The organism is Planctomonas sp. JC2975 (assembly GCF_012985205.1).
GTDB lineage: Bacteria > Actinomycetota > Actinomycetes > Actinomycetales > Microbacteriaceae > Humibacter.
In genome coordinates this window covers 1,851,687-1,866,322 of record NZ_JABEKS010000001.1, presented here as the reverse complement: position 1 = coordinate 1,866,322, position 14,636 = coordinate 1,851,687, and the positions used below count along the sequence as shown (strand labels likewise).

Here is a 14,636-nt window from a genome sequence, read left to right as displayed (position 1 = left end):
GAATGACATGAGCGACGAAAGGAATACATGAATACGACCGTCGGGGTCGTGATCAGTCTCCTTCTCCCGCTGGTCATCATGGCGATCGTGACGGCACTCGTCGCCGGCAGGGTGCGCAACGCGCCGTCGACGTCGGCATGGAAGTCGACGCGCGATGGCGTGCAGTTCGTCGTCAGCCTGCGGCGCTGGCAGCGGGTGCTGATGCGCGTCGCCGGCATCATCGCCATCGCGGTCGGTCTGCTCCTGTTCCTCTCAGCACTCTCGGGTGCCGGCGAGACGTCGAACCTGGCGATGGGGATCGTCGGGTCGCTCTTCGTCGTGGTCGGCGTCTTCATGGTGTGGCTGGCCCATGGCATGGCGCGGCTCCGGCTCGAGGTGACGCCGGATGCGGTGTTCGCGTTCCCGCTGGCCGGCGCGCCACGCGAAACCGCCATATCGGACATCACCGAACTGACCTCGCGCAGGTCGAGCAACTACGGCGGGATCGTCGCCAAGACGGCGGCCGAGCAGTCGTTCTCCGCGACGCGCATCATGCTCGGCTACCCGCAGCTGATCGACTTCTTGCGGGAGCGCAGGCCCGATCTGGTCATCCCCGATGCCTCATGGCCGTTGCAGACGCCGGCTCGCGATGGGCGATGACTCGCGTCTTTCGATCTCGGGCACAGACCGTCATGAGGTGGCACCCATGGGGAGTGGTCCCCATTCCTCGCCGTTGGCGGGTGTCGATAGCATCGTGGTCGTCGCTGGTTCGGCTGCCGCCGGATGAGTGGCCTGTCCAAGGGTTTCGTCTTCTCGCAGTGCTGCCACTGCGCGGCGGCGTCTCATCGTTTCCCGCGTTCCGCGGGTATGTGTAGTGGGGATTTCTATGTCTTCTCGTGTTTTGTCTACTGAGGCTGCGAAGTCGGCCATTTCGCAGATTCAGTCGATCATCAATGGTGGTTTGACGGATCAGATCAGTGCTTTGGATGCGCAGGGCAAGATTTTGTCTGAGCCGAATAATTGGGATGGTCCGTTGGCGGAGACGTTCCGTAATGACACGTGGCCGACGACGAATACGGCGTTGAAGAATGCGATTCAGAAGTTGGATGAGTTGCATCGTGAGTTGAAGTCGATCTCGACGAACATCTTCACCGCCGGCGGCGGCAACTAGCACCTCCAAGCACCACCGGCTCCATCGACGGGGCCGCGACGGACGGGCCGGTCATGAGGCCGTGCCCGTTCGTCATGAAGAGCGTTCGTGTGGAAAGGGTTGAGTGGAATGGCTCCCGGCGGGAACAAGGAGAACGTGAAGTTCTCCGATTCGGATGCTCAGGCGTTGGTGTCGGCGTGTAATAACGCTGCGGATGCGATCGATGGGCAGAAGGGGTCGCGGTCGTCGGCGCGGTCGACGGGTCTGGATCAGTTCAAGGGGTATTTCTCGACGCTGTTCCACACCAACGGGACCACGCAGGTGTCGGATGCCACGGAGGTGTCATCTGCTCTGCGGCAGGTGGCGAAGTACACCGTCGAGCTGCAGAAGTCGGCGGATGCCGAGCAGCAGCGTCGGGTGAAGGCGCGTCAGTGGGAGGACCAGCAGAAGCACCGCAACATGTTCGAGAAGGGATGGGACGACGTGTCCCACCTCTGGGGTGGGGACGCTCCGCCGGTTCCGGACGCGGAGCCGCAGGTGCACCACTCAGCGCCGAAGCCGCCCGCCGGTTCACGGGAGACGCCGCAGCCAGGTTCGGGAGGTGGTGTTCCCTCCGGCACGTCGTCCGCGATTCCCGCCAATCTACGGTCCTTCGCCACCTCGACCACGTCGGATGACACGACGCTGACCACGCATCACACGGCCGTCCAGAAGGCGTATGCGGCCTTCACCGCATCGTGCGGTTGGGGAAGCCTGGAAGCCGGCGGCGTCGTGCTCGGTTTTCAGCAGTTCATCGATGCGAACAAGCAGGAGGTGACCTGGGCCAACACCATCGCCGGTGCTTTCGACAAGGCGGGCGGTTCGGGCAGCCTGCGCACGCTCTCGAACCAGGCGTTGGCCGCAGCTCTTGCAGCCGCGCACGTGAATGCGTCCCGCACCGACCTCACCATCGACATGCCCAGCGCACTCGGTGGCGTGCCGACCAGCGGATACGCCGACGACCCGGTGAACACCGCCACCGGCAACTTCACCGAGCCCGAGACCGACCTCGCCTTCGACGGTGGATGCAGCACCCTCGGCTTCACCCGCACCTACAACTCGGCGAGCGAGACGGTCGGCGCGTTCGGCCCCGGATGGGCTTCGTGGACCGAGATCGGCCTGCTGATCACCCCGGATGCGGCGCGCTGGGTTCAGCCCGACGGCCGTCACATCGTTTTCCCCCGCACCGACGACGGCTGGGGCAGGGCGACCGGCGCGTCCTACTGGTTGGAGCTGTTCGGCGACGGATTCGTCGCCTCGGACAACACCGGTGGTCGCTGGAAGTTCACGACAGCGGGCAGGCTCGAATACTTCGAGCGCGGAGCCGGCACGCGTATCGACGCGATGTACGGCGTCGACGGACGACTTGAGGGGCTCGTCCACGAGCGCGGACGCTCGGTCTCGCTGGAGTGGCAGGACAGCCGGGTCGTGTCGCTTGCGGCATCCGATGGGCGCGTCGTCGCGTTCCACTACGACGCGCAGGGCCGACTGACCGGTGCCACAGGCCCGACCGGCCGCCGGAACTACGTGTGGGGCGAGGCATCCGGCCTGGTCGAGCAGGTCATCGACGCCGACGGGGTCGTCGAGGTGCTCAATGAGTACGACGCCAAGGGTCGCGTCGCGTCCCAGCGCTCTCCGTTCGGTCGCCTCAGCCGGTACAGCTACCTTCCCGGTGGCGTCACGGAGGTGGCCGACACCGACGGTGAGCGGGCGAACACCTGGATCGCCGACGCGCTCGGCCGTCTGACGAACGTCATCGATTCCCATGGCAACAGCCAGTCGTACGTGTGGGACACTCACGGCGACCTGCTCGAGGTCACGGATCGCGTCGGTCAGCGCACCGTGCGGGAGTACGACGAGCGCGGGCGCCTGGTCCACGAGGTGCTGCCGACCGGAGCCGATGTGCAGTACGGCCACGACGAGCTGGACCGTGTCATCACGGTCGTGGTCGGGGCCGCGGACGACGGGGGGTCGGATGCCGTCACCACCTACGAATACGACGGCGAGAACCGCAATCCTTCGGTGATCCTCGATCCGGTCGGCGGACGCACCACCATGGCGTGGGACGACAATCTGCTGACGCAGGTGACCGATCCCACCGGCGTCGTCCTGCGCTTCGACTACGACGCGCGCGGCGACCTCGTCGCGACGACGAACGCGCTCGGGGCTTCCGCTCGGCTGGAGCGGGACTCCGCGGGACGCGTGATCGCCGCCGTGACGCCGTCCGGACACCGCACTGCCTACACCTATGACGACGCCGGACTGCTGATCGGCCGCCGCGACCCCGACGGAGCGGTGTGGCGCTTCGAGCACAGCGTCGCCGGACGACTGACCGCCGAAGTGGCGCCGGACGGCGGACGCACCGAGATCGAGTACGGACCGACCGGTGAGGAGACGCGGACGATCGATCCGCTCGGCCGATCGATCGCGCGAGTGCTGGACGACATCGGGAACGTCGCCTCGGTGGAGCTTCCGGACGGATCCACGTGGTCCTACACGCACGACTCGCTCTCCCGCCTCGTCGAGACGGTGGACCCGACCGGTGGCGTGTGGGTCAACAGCTACGACGCGAACGGCGAACTGGTCGCCGCGACCGATCCGACGGGCGCCTCCCGCGCCTCGACGATCGATCGCGCGGGCAATTCGGAAACCGTCGACGACGGGCTCCTGGCCGCGACGCTCCGGCGCGACGCGCTCGGCCGTCCGGTGAGCGCGACCTCCGGAGATGAGGACACCCGCACGTACGTCTACGACGCCTGCGGACGTGTCGTGGAGATCCTCGACGGAGAGGGCTCGCTGACGCAGATCCGTCGGGATCTCGCCGGCCGGCCGGTGGAGGTCACCGACCCGACGGGCGTGACGACCCGATACGCGTACGACGCGTGCGGACGCCTCGTGGAGGTGATCGGCCCCGACGGCACCATCGCGACCCGCGAGTACGACGCGGACTCTCTGCTGGTGCGCCAAGTGCTCGCCAACGGCGACGCGGCCTGGGCGAAGTACGACCTGTGCGGCCGGCTCCTGCGGCTGCACCAGCCGGGCTCGGGTACGTCCACATACACCTACGACAGGTGCGGACGCGTCGCTTCTGCTGCCGATCGCTGGTGGGGCACGCGTCGATTCACGTACGACGTCGCCGGACAGCTGGTGGCCGTGACCAACGGACTCGGTGGCGTCACGCGGTATGAGTACGACCAGAACAGCCGACTCGTGCGCATCATCGACCCGGCGGGTGCAGTGACGAGCCGCGAATGGGACGGCATGAACCGTCTCGTGTCCGAAACCGATCCGCTCGGCCGAGTCACGTCCGCCGGCTACGACCTGGCCGGGCGGCAGGTGTGGCAGCAGACGCCGGACGGACACCGTTTCGGCTTCGGCTTCGACGCCTCGGGGCGGGAGACCTCCACCACCCTCGATGGCACGATGATCTGCACGGTCACGCGTGACCTGCGTGCCCGCGTCCAGACGGTCGACGACTTCAGCGGTTCGTCACCTGTGACGCATACGAGGGAATGGGATCGCGTCGGCCGCATCCTCCGCGACAGTCGAACGGTCGACGGCGGCGAGGCAGCGGAGATCACGTGGAGCTACGACCGCGCCGGGCGCCGCACGGCGATGGTGGATGCCTTCGGTCGCACGACGAGCTACGCATACGACTCCGCGGGCCGGCTGACGAGCGTGGAGCATCCGGCGCTGGGCACGGTTGCGCTCACGTACGACGGTGCGGGCGAGGTGGTCACGGCGATCGCGGTCGACGCAGAGGGCAACACCACCCGGCAGACCTGGGAGAGAGTCGACGGCGACGTCACAGCCCACACGATCACCGGCGCCGCCGGACGCCAGAACACGCTCATCGAGCGTGACTCCGAAGGCAGGGTGGAGGCGATCACCCGCGACGGAATCACGACGCGCTACGGCTATGACCTCGCCGAGGAACTGACCTCCGCCATCACCGAAGGGCTTGAACAGGTCTGGGCGTTCGACACGAACGGGCGCATCGTGAGCAGCGTCGACGGCGGGCGGTCCGAGACGTATGGATACGACCCCGCCGGCCAGCTGATCGCGGTGCATCACGACGACGGCACCACCACCGACCACACCTATGACCCGAGCGGTCGCCGCACGCGCACCCTGAATGCCGACGGATCCGCTCGTGAGTACGAGTGGACGGTCGCCGGTCGGCTCAGCCGCCTGACCGACACGACGAGCACCGGGGAACGCCGCAGCACCACTGCGCACACGGATGCAACGGGTCGCCTCTCCGCGGTCGGGTCCGACCCGGTCTGGTGGGATGCGGCGGCGGCCGTCCCAACCCTCGTCGGGGTCGGAGACACCGCGGTGCTCCCGCTCGGCACGGTGACGGGCATCGGCTCATCGTGGTCGACACCGGGATGGCGCGCTGGACGCAACGACACCGTGGATCCGTGGCGGACCGGCGCCACCGTCGGACTCTCCGGTGGCCTCGGCATCACGCCGACGGGCACCCTGACCATCGGCGCGGGAGCGGATCTGCTGGAGTGGCTCGGCGCGCGTCCGTACGATCCCGCGACGCGGGGCTTCCTCGCGACCGACCCGGTCCCGCCCGTCGTCGGCGCGGGCTGGGCAGGCAACCCGTACAACTACGCTGGCAACAACCCGCTCGCCTTCAGCGACCCGACGGGTCTGCATCCGCTCACCGACGACGAACTGCGCAAGCAGACCCAGGGCTGGCTGGCCGACGCGTGGGACAGCACGACCAAGTGGGCCGGCGACACGTGGAACAGCGTGTCGAAATGGGCGACGACCGGCTGGGGAGCCTGGGTCATCGGCGGCGTCATGGTCGTCGCGGGCGGCGCGCTCATGATCACCGGTGTCGGCGGACCGGCGGGAGCCATGCTGCTGTCCGCCGGCGCTGACACGCTGATCCAGAAGGCCACGACGGGCACCGTCAACTACGGCGAGGTCGTGCTGTCCGGCGCACTGGGCGGCATCGGCGACTTCGGGGTCGCCGCGAAGCTCGGAATGACGGGGATCAAAGCCGCTGCGGTATCCGGAGCCGTCGCGGGCGGTACCGGCGGCGTCGTGCTCGGGGAGTACAACTACTTCACGGGTCCTGGACCGCACACTGTCACGGGGGCGCTCGGTCACGGCGCGACGGGTCTGGTCGCCGGCGCCGCCACGGGTGCGGCAGGATCGGCGTTCACCGAGGCGGCGGGCAGCAAGATCTCGAGTGCAGTGGCATCGAAGCTGCACCCGGACGGTGTGCACATGCCCGAGCATGCGGCGGGCGTCGGGCGGCACGCCGCACCGCCGAACTACGGCGGCAAGGCAGCGGCCTTCGCCGCAACGCACGGCACCGCCGGCGTCATCGCGACGGCCAACGACTACGCGGACGGCGACCGTGATCCCGGCGCCCTCGCCCGCACCGGATTCGTCGGCACGGTGATGGGCGCTTACAGTCCGGGCTCGCATCCGGCTCACGCAGCGCACTGACGCAGTGCCGGAATCGAGCGAGCGAGACTCAGTGCGGCCGGGGAGGCCGGCTGCACTGAGTCCGCGCGTCACCAAGCGCATCGGAACCATCGCGATCAGCGTGATCTTGGTCGTCGTCGCCCTGGCCGCGACGTTCATCTTCTCCGCCCCTGCGCTGGATCGGGCCGACGAGCAGTGGGTGACCTGCGAGGCGTACTCCGCCCATGCGGTGGTGGCAGGAAGAGCTGCGGAGTGGGCCGTGGAGATTCCGTCGAGCTGCGGCACGATCTGGCTCTCGAATGGTGTGGACTCCGGCAACGCGCGGGCAATCGCACGGGACTTCTCGCCGCATTCCCGCTATCGGTTCCAGTTCGGATGGCTCTCGCGCGTCTACCTGCAGCTGCGGGTCTCCTCGCCCAACGCGCAGGCGTGGCGTCCTGCACCGTAATAGACTCGCCAACGGTCTGCGCCTGGAACGGAGGATGAACGAGTGTTCGTACGGATCCTGCTGAGCCTGCTGATCACGGCTGTGGTGCTGGTCGCCATCCTCATCATCATGTCGACGGTCGTTCGCCGGGGACAGAACGCATCCACGCGTCAGGCGACGCAACCCGACGTGCTGTTCGTCGTGTCGAGCAGGGGGTGGCAGAGCCGCGTGCTCGGGTGGGTCGGCATTCTCCTCATCGCGGGAGGCATCGTGCTCGTGGTGCTCGCGGTGGTGCTCGGCGGATCGTCCGCCGGGGGCGGCCCGTTCGGCGTGATCCTCGGGCTCGCCGGACTGCTCTTCCTCTGGATGGCGCGCGGTGTGTCCAGGGCGCGCCTCGAGGTCACGCCCGACTCGGTGTGGGTGTTCGGGTGGAGCGGCGCACCGACCAAGGTGCCTGTTGGTGAGATTGCGAAACTTGCCCCGCTGTCACGCAACAACTACGGGGGCGTGATCGCTCGCTCGCCGAAGAAGCGGCTGTTCTCGGCCAACCGGCTGATGCTCGGATACCCGCAACTGATCGACTATCTGCACACCAACCGCTCCGATCTTCCGATCCCGGACACCTCCCAGCCGTTCTGACGCGTCATGGGGAGTACTCCCCATTCCACTCGGCTGGTGTCCACCGGTAGCCTCGTGGTCGTCGCCGGTTCGGCCTTCGGACCAGACGACAGTTCAGGTTTCGCTTCTGCGTCGTGCCGCAACGGTGCATGCGCGGCGGCGTCTCGTCGATCCTGCAGGTCGCAGGTCTATGAACAGGGGATTTCTGTGTCTTCTCGTGTTTTGTCTACTGAGGCTGCGAAGTCGGCCATTTCGCAGATTCAGTCGATCATCAATGGTGGTTTGACGGATCAGATCAGTGCTTTGGATGCGCAGGGCAAGATTTTGTCTGAGCCGAATAATTGGGATGGTCCGTTGGCGGAGACGTTCCGTAATGACACGTGGCCGACGACGAATACGGCGTTGAAGAATGCGATTCAGAAGTTGGATGAGCTGCATCGTGAGTTGAAGTCGATCTCGACGAACATCTTCACCGCCGGCGGCGGCAACTGACCCCTCCCGTGATGTGACCGGTTCCCGAGGGGACCGGTGGGAACGGGTCGGTCGCGAGGCCGTGCCGTTCCCCGTCATGGTGGGTGTCCTTCGGGTGGGGATGACGGGCGATGGGTGATCTGGGCGCATACAAGGAGAACGTGAAGTTCTCCGATTCGGATGCTGCGGCGTTGGTGTCGGCGTGCAATAGCGCGGCGGATGCGATCGATGGGCAGAAGGGGTCGCGGAGTTCGGCGCGCTCGACGGGATCGGATCAGTTCAAGGGGTACTTTTCGACGCTGTTCCACACCAACGGCACCACGCAGGTGTCGGATGCCACGGAGGTGGCATCTGCTCTGCGGCAGGTGGCGAAGTTCACTACTGAGTTGCAGAAGTCGGCGGATGCTGAGCAGCAGCGTCGGGTGAAGGCGCGTCAGTGGGAGGACCAGCAGAAGCATCGCAACGTGTTCGAGAAGGGGTGGGACGACGTTTCCTCGTTGTGGGGTGGTGATGCTCCGTCGGTTCCGGATGCTGAGCCGCAGGTGCATCACTCTGCGCCGAAGCCGCCTGCGGGTACCCGGGAGACGCCGCAGCCGGGTTCCGGTGGTGGGACGCCGTCCGGCACGTCGTCGGCGATTCCGGCGAATCTGCGGTCCTTCGCCACGTCGACCACGTCGGATGACACGACGTTGACCACGCAGCACACGGCCGTTCAGAAGGCCTATGCGGCGTTCGCGGCCTCGTGCGGGTGGGGGAGTTTGGATGCCTCTGGTGTGGTGCTCGGTTTTCAGCAGTTCATCGATGCGAACAAGCAGGAGGTGACCTGGGCGAACACCATCGCCGGTGCGTTCGAGAAGGCGGGCGGTTCGGGCAGTCTGCGCACGCTGTCGAACCAGGCACTGGCTGCTGCGTTGGCTGCCGCGCATGTGTCCGCCTCGCGTACAGATCTGACGATCGACATGCCGAGCGTGCTCGGCGGGGTGCCGACCAGTGGATATGCCGACGACCCGGTGAACACCGCCACCGGCAACTTCACCGAGCCCGAGACCGACCTCGCCTTCAGCGAGGCCAGCTCCGCGCTGGCCTTCACGCGTGACTACAACTCGGCCGCGACGACGGTCGGCGCCTTCGGCCCTGGCTGGTCGTCGTGGTCGGAGGCCCGGCTGATCCTGACCGAAGAGTCTGCCCGCTGGGTGCTCGCCGACGGCCGCCACATCGTCTTCCCTCGTCGTGACGACGCCTGGGACCGCGCCGTCGGCTCCTCGTACTGGCTGGCTCGCCGCGGCGACGCGCTCGTCGTCACCGACAACGCGGGCGGGCGGTGGCTCTTCGACGAGGTCGGGCGGCTGGTGTCCTTCGACCGCGGTGCGGGCACGCGTGTAGAGGTCGGATACGACCCCGACGGCAGGTTCGCCGGCCTCATCCACGAACGCGGCCGCTCTGTGTCGGTGGAGTGGTCGGGCGACCGGATCGTCCGGGCCACGGCGTCCGACGGACGGCAGGTCGCGTACCGGTACGACGAATCCGGGCGCCTCGTCGAAGCATCCGGACCGGCCGGTGCGCGGCGGTATGTCTGGGGCGACTCCTCGGGACTCGTCGAACAGGTGATCGACGCCGACGGAGTAGTGGAGGTGGTCAACGGCTACGACGACGAGGGTCGCGTGGCCTGGCAGCGCTCTCCGTTCGGCCGCGTCAGCCGCTACAGCTACCTTCCCGGCGGGATCACCGAGGTCGCCGACACCGACGGTGAGCGTTCCAACGCCTGGATCGCCGATCCGAGCGGTCGTCTGACGGGCGTGATCGATGCCCATGGCAACAGTCAGTCCTACGCCTGGGACGCGTACGGCGGCATGATCGAAGCGACCGATCGCATGGGACAGCGAACGGTTCGCGAGTACGACGAGCGCGGCAGGCTCATCCGCGAGCTGTCGCCGTCCGGCGCCGACGTGCAGTACGGCTACGACGACAAGGACCGTATCGTGACGGTGGTCGCCGGCATCGATGACGGTGCGAATGCCGTCACCACGTACGCGTACGACAGCGAGAACCGCAATCCTTCGGTCATCGTCGATCCGGTCGGCGGACGCACCTCGATGGTGTGGGAACGCGGGCTCCTCTCCGAGGTCACCGATCCGACGGGAGTCGTGCTCCGGTTCGGCTACGACGCCAACGGCGAGCTCGTGTCGTCCACCAACGCGGTCGGCGGCACGGCGCGTCTCGAGCGGGATGCCGCTGGTCGGGTTTCCCGCGCGATCACCCCGTCGGGCCATCGCACCGACTACGGCTACGACGCCGCAGGCGTGCTGGTGAGCCGACGCGACCCCGACGGCGCCCTGTGGAGGTACGAGCACACCGCAGCGGGACGGCTTTCGGCACAGATCGCACCGGACGGCGGGCGCACCGAGTTCGGGTACGGCCCCGACGGCAGCGAATCGCGCACGACGGATCCGCTGGGTCGCGTTGCGATCCGCGCCGTGGACGATCTGGGCAACCTCGCCAGCCTGCGTCTGCCCGACGGATCGACCTGGTCGTACACGCACGACGCGCTCTCGCGCCTGGTCGAGACCATCGATCCCACGGGCGGCGCATGGCGCAACAGGTTCGACGCTGACGGTGACCTGACGGCCACGGAGGATCCGACGGGCGTCGTGCGCACCGTCACAGCGGATCGCACCGACAACACCGTCGCGGTCGACGAGGGCCTGCTCGCGACGACAATCCGACTGGATTCGCTCGGCAGGGCGCAGACGATCGCCACGGCCGACGACGACGTGCTCACCTACGTCTACGACGCCGGCGGTCGAGTCGTCGAGCTCCTCGATGCCGAGGGCGCCCTCACCCTGATCGTCCGCGATGCTGCCGGGCGGCCGGTGAAGGTCACCGACCCCACCGGTGTGACCACCGGATACGCATACGACTCGTGCGGGCGGCTCTCGCAGGTGATCGCTCATGACGGCGCAGTGACCACGCGCGAGTACGACGCCGATTCCCGCCTCGTCAGGCAGATCCTGCCGGGCGGGGATGCCGCGTGGGCGCGATACGACGCGTGCGGTCGTCTGACGCAGGTGCACCAGCCAGGATCGGGTACCGCGACGTACACGTACGACAAGTGCGGTCGGGTCGCGTCGGCTCTCGACACCTGGTGGGGCACGCGTCGCTTCGGCTACGACCTGGCCGGCCAGCTCATCGCCGTCACGAACGGGCTCGGCGCGGTCACGCGCTTCGAGTACGACGCCAACGGGCGGCTGACTCGCGTCATCGATCCGTTCGGCGCCGTCACTCAGCACACGTGGGACGCCATGGACCGTCTGGTCGCCGAGACGGATCCGCTCGGCCGGTCGACAACCGCCGGCTACGATCCCGCGGGACGCCAGCTCTGGCAGCAGTCGCCGGACGGACACCGGTTGGCATTCGCCTACGACGCATTCGGCGCGGTCGAGAGCACGAGCGTCGACGGCGAGGTCATCGCCTCGAACACGTACGACACCGCCGGCCGTGCCGTCAGTATCCTCGACCGCACGGGCGCCGAGGAGCTGACGCACCTCAAGCAGTGGGATCGTGCCGGACGGCTCGTGCGTCACAGCAGGATCTCGTCGGACGGCACGGACCGGAGCCTGACGTGGACCTACGACCGCGCAGGACGTCGCACGAGCATGGTCGATGCGTTCGGCCGCACGACGTCGTACCACTACGACGACGCCGGGCGGCTCGAGCGGGTCGAGCATCCCGTGCTCGGCTCGACCATGCTGAGGCACGATGCCGCCGGACGGCTGGTGGCGGCCGAGACCAGCGACCCGCGGGGGCGGGTCACGCGGCAGACCTGGGCGTGGACGGATGGCGTCATCACGTCGCACACGGCGGTGACGGGCGACGAGACATCCGACACCGTCATCGACCGCGATGCCGACGGCCGCATCAGTTCCATCACCCGCGATGGCGTCAGCACGCGATACGGATACGACGTCGCCGAACAGCTCACGGAACTCGTCGCGGACGGCGTCAGCCAGTCCTGGAGCTTCGACCTCGGAGGTCGTGTCGCAAGCCAGACCGTCGGTGGTGCGCTGGAGTCGTACAGCTATGACCCGGCCGGCCAGCTGGTCGCAGTGCATCACGGCGACGGCACGACGACGAGACACGAATACGATCCGGATGGCGCCCGCACGCGCACCGTCCTTCCCGACGGCACGGTACGCAGCTACGAGTGGACGGCCACCGGCTGGCTCTCCGGGCTGACGAGCACGAGCACCGGCGGTGACGGAGCGACGACGGTGTTCGAAACGGATGCCATCGGTCAGCTCACCGAGGCCGGCTCGAACACCCTGTGGTGGGACACCGCCGCCACGGTGCCCACTCTTGTGGGCGTGGGCAGTGTCCCGGTCCTGCCGCTGGGTCCGGTCACGGGCATCGGCGACCGCTGGATCACCGCAGGCTGGCGCACGACCCGCGGGGATTCGACCAACCCGTGGCAGATCGCTTCGGTGGCGACTCTGCCGGACGGCTTCGGGCTCACCGCGTCGGGCACCCTGTCTCTCGCGCGGAGCGCCGGCTTCGCGCCGCTGGAATGGCTCGGCGCGCGCACCTACGATCCGGCGACGCACGGGTTCTTGGCGACGGATCCGCTTCCGCCGGTGCCGGGCGCCGGCTGGGCCTCGAATCCGTACAGCTATGCGGGCAACAACCCGCTGGCGTTCAGCGATCCGACCGGATTGCACCCCCTCACCGACGACGAACTGCGCAAGCAGACGCAGGGCTGGCTGTCCAAGGCGTGGGATGCAACGACCCACTGGGTGGGCGACAACTGGGAGTACCTGGTCGCCGGGGCGGCCATCGTGGGCGGCATCGCGCTCATGTGCACGGGCGTCGGGGGACCGGCGGGCATCGCGCTCATGGCGGCGTCCGGTGCGCTCATCGCGGGCGGTGCCGACACGGCCATCCAGAAGGCGACGACCGGCAAGGTCGACTGGGGGCAGGTCGCCGTCACAGCGGTCGTCGGTGCGGCGACCGGTGGTGCCGGAGCCTGGGCTGCGGGAGTTTCCGCTGCTGCAAACGGTGCGACTGCGCTCGCCTACTCGGTCGGCCTCAACGGAGGCATCGGAGCGCTGGGCAGCGAGGCGACCTACCTGATCACGAACCACAGTCACCTGTCCTGGCAGGGCGCGGCCGGCGCCTTCGTCGGAGGCGGTGTCGGCGGTGCCATCGGCGGTGGCGCGGGTCCTGCCGGCGGAACTGTCGCGCGCAACATTCTTGGCGGCGCCGAAGGAGCGACGACGAGCGTGGTCGCCAAGACCGTCACCGCCGGAATCAACGCTGCTGGAGGAGCCGCGGGTGACGTCACGACCCAGGTCGTCTCGAGCCCGGGCCAGCCGATCAACTGGCAGCACGTCGCGGTGTCCGGTGGCGCGGGCGCAGCGACGAGCGTCGCCACGGGGTACATCCCGGGACCGGCGGCAGTGAATAGTCTCGAACAACAGTCGTATTTCGGTACGCGGAGCTGGAGCGGAGTGACGAACATGGCCAACGGCAACACGCGAGCCATGGTCGGATCCGCAGCCATCGGCGGCCTCATCGGCTCGGCGGAGGGCCCTGGAATCGACGCGGTGGGTGGATGACCGGATGAGCAAGAAGAAGCGGTCATCGCGCGCCGAGGCTTGGAAGGCGATCGCGTTCGGCATCGCACTGCCCGTGGTCTTCATCGGCCTGGCCCTGATTCAGCAGGGTCCGACGATCTCGGAGGCAGGCGCCGGCTGGTGGGCGGCCGTGCTCGCCTTCGTCGTCGGCGCAGGAGTCGTCGCGTTGCCGCGCACGTGGTCGTACGTCGCGCTGCCGATCGCTGTGATCGCATCCGTGATGCTGACCTGGGTGACGAAGCTGAACGGCTTCACGTTCATCTGCTTCGTGCTCGCCGGATTCGCGTTCGGCCTGGCCGCGAGGTCGTTGATCCTCCAGGTCCGGGCGCGCAAGGCGCCCGTGAAGTCCGTCGCTGGATTGCGGTTCACCTGGGACGAGGGCGAGGACGGCCAAGGCTCCGCGGATTCGCCGAAGTGGCGCGACGTCGATGCCCGCATCACGGCGATGCGCGGCGCCGGCCGCTCGACGGTGTCCATCCACCGCGGTCTGGACCGGATGGATGTGCTCTGCGTGGAACGGGCAGGCTTCCTCGTCTTCTGCACTGGGCCATCCGGCCGCCAGCGCGGGCAGTTCCAGGCGCTGCCGAGCGGTACGTCCTCTCCGGATCCGCGGGACACCGTCGATGTCGTCATCGCGGGCAGTCCGGCCTCGTATCCGAGGGGACGTTTCGTCACGCGCGATGACGCGCTCGCCGCCGCCAAGGCCTTTGTCGCGACGGGCGCGCGAGACACGGGCCTGACGTGGGATGTCGGCTCCCGGGCCCACGAGATCCCGGTCCCGCCGGGACTCTCCTGAACTGCGATCGCCCGCGAGAGCGGACGCGGTGAAGCTCCCGTGCAGCACGAAGGGCGCCCGCGGCACGCCGGAGATTCC

General features: G+C 68.0%; 8 protein-coding genes. All 8 read left to right on the top strand.

The genetic code is table 11. The features are described 5' to 3' along the window. Nucleotides 1-27 precede the first annotated feature (27 nt). The 8 genes from HII28_RS08465 to HII28_RS08430 all read left to right on the top strand — a co-directional run bounded on the left by HII28_RS08465 (nucleotide 28) and on the right by HII28_RS08430 (nucleotide 14,558). Complete coding sequence (locus tag HII28_RS08465) at nucleotides 28-639, top strand: hypothetical protein (RefSeq protein WP_170024997.1); 612 nt, start codon at nucleotides 28-30, stop codon at nucleotides 637-639. A 226-nt stretch (nucleotides 640-865) separates the two neighbouring features. After that, nucleotides 866-1,150: a pyrophosphorylase gene (locus HII28_RS08460; protein WP_170024996.1), complete on the top strand. Its 285-nt coding sequence runs from the start codon at nucleotides 866-868 to the stop codon at nucleotides 1,148-1,150. Between the two features lie 108 nt (nucleotides 1,151-1,258). Further along, complete coding sequence (locus tag HII28_RS08455) at nucleotides 1,259-6,640, top strand: DUF6531 domain-containing protein (RefSeq protein WP_170024995.1); 5,382 nt, start codon at nucleotides 1,259-1,261, stop codon at nucleotides 6,638-6,640. Between the two features lie 4 nt (nucleotides 6,641-6,644). Next, nucleotides 6,645-7,067, top strand: a complete 423-nt coding sequence (locus HII28_RS08450; RefSeq protein ID WP_170024994.1) for a hypothetical protein — start codon at nucleotides 6,645-6,647, stop codon at nucleotides 7,065-7,067. A gap of 42 nt (nucleotides 7,068-7,109) precedes the next feature. Then, nucleotides 7,110-7,685: a hypothetical protein gene (locus HII28_RS08445; RefSeq protein ID WP_170024993.1), complete on the top strand. Its 576-nt coding sequence runs from the start codon at nucleotides 7,110-7,112 to the stop codon at nucleotides 7,683-7,685. Nucleotides 7,686-7,721: 36 nt separating this feature from the next. After that, nucleotides 7,722-8,156: a hypothetical protein gene (locus HII28_RS20180; protein ID WP_240977273.1), complete on the top strand. Its 435-nt coding sequence runs from the start codon at nucleotides 7,722-7,724 to the stop codon at nucleotides 8,154-8,156. A gap of 110 nt (nucleotides 8,157-8,266) precedes the next feature. Further along, nucleotides 8,267-13,744, top strand: a complete 5,478-nt coding sequence (locus tag HII28_RS08435) for a DUF6531 domain-containing protein (protein WP_170024992.1) — start codon at nucleotides 8,267-8,269, stop codon at nucleotides 13,742-13,744. A gap of 4 nt (nucleotides 13,745-13,748) precedes the next feature. Next, complete coding sequence (locus tag HII28_RS08430; protein ID WP_170024991.1) at nucleotides 13,749-14,558, top strand: Imm1 family immunity protein; 810 nt, start codon at nucleotides 13,749-13,751, stop codon at nucleotides 14,556-14,558. The last annotated feature ends 78 nt before the right edge of the window (nucleotides 14,559-14,636 follow it).